The following is a 1028-nucleotide window of genomic DNA, read 5'->3' as shown; positions in this document are numbered from 1 at the left end:
GCTCCCCCTCCCTCTCCCCGCCCGTGCTCGACGGCGGAGGGTGCGCGGCCCCTGAGCCGCGACTGCCGTCGGTCGCGTCCGTCCCGTCCCGGACGGAGACCGGGCTGCGCCGGGCCGCGGCGCTGGCGCCGCTGCTCCTCCTCGCCGTTGTGTGCGCGGGCTACGCGCTGGGCTCCGCGGTCGGCTGGGGCTCGCCCCGCGCGGCCCTGGTGATGGGGGACTTCGGTCTGAGCGCCGCCGGCGCGGCCGCGGCCGTCTCCTGCTTCCTCTACTCCCGCCGCCAGGGCGACGAGGTCCGCCCGGCCTGGCTGCTGTTCGCCCTCTCCTCGGCCATGGCCAGTCTGGGCAACCTCGTCTGGGGCTGGTACGAGGTCGTGCTCCGGGCGGAGATGCCGCGGCCCAGCCTCGCCGACCTCTTCTTCCTGTGCTTCGCCCCGCCCGCCATCCTCGGCCTGCTGATGCTGGCGCGGCGCCCGCTGACCAGGGCGGGCTGGGTCTGCCTGGTGCTCGACGCCTGGCTGATCGGGGGCTCGCTGCTGACGCTCTCCTGGAGTCTGGCCCTGAGCCGCAAGGCCGGGGCCGCCGACCAGGGCGTCGCGCACGCCGCCTTCCAACTGGCCTATCCGATACTGGACATCGCGCTGGTGAGCGTGGTCCTCGCGCTGCACTTCCGGCGCACCGCGGCCAACCGCGTCGCCGTCAACACCGCGGTCGGCGCCCTCGCGCTGACCGTGGTCTGCGACGCCCTGTTCACCTCGCCGCTGCTCCACCAGAGCTACCGTTCCGGGCAGTTGCTCGACGCCGGCTGGTTCGCCGGCTCGCTGCTGCTCGCCTACGCCCCCTGGGCCGCGGCCTCCTCGCGCGAGCAGGACGGCCGCGGTGGCGACCGGCCGAGCCGGGGCGGGCGCAGGTGGTGGTCCGGGCCGTCGCCGTCGCCGAGGCGCCGCGCGGCCGGGGCGGAACCACCGGGCGAGCCCGCCCCGGCCGCGCGGCGCCTCGGCGACGGCGACGGCCCGGACCACCACCTG

1 pseudogene is annotated in these 1028 nt (G+C 76.9%); it reads left to right on the top strand.

Annotated features, from left to right (window positions below):
* Positions 1-62 precede the first annotated feature (62 nt).
* Positions 63-1028, top strand: a pseudogene (locus ACOV8S_RS13710) (phosphodiesterase); the annotation flags it as partial.

The organism is Streptomyces sp. CO7, assembly GCF_053474865.1.
The sequence above is the reverse complement of the archived record's forward strand: the minus strand, read 5'-3'. Positions and strand labels throughout refer to the sequence as shown.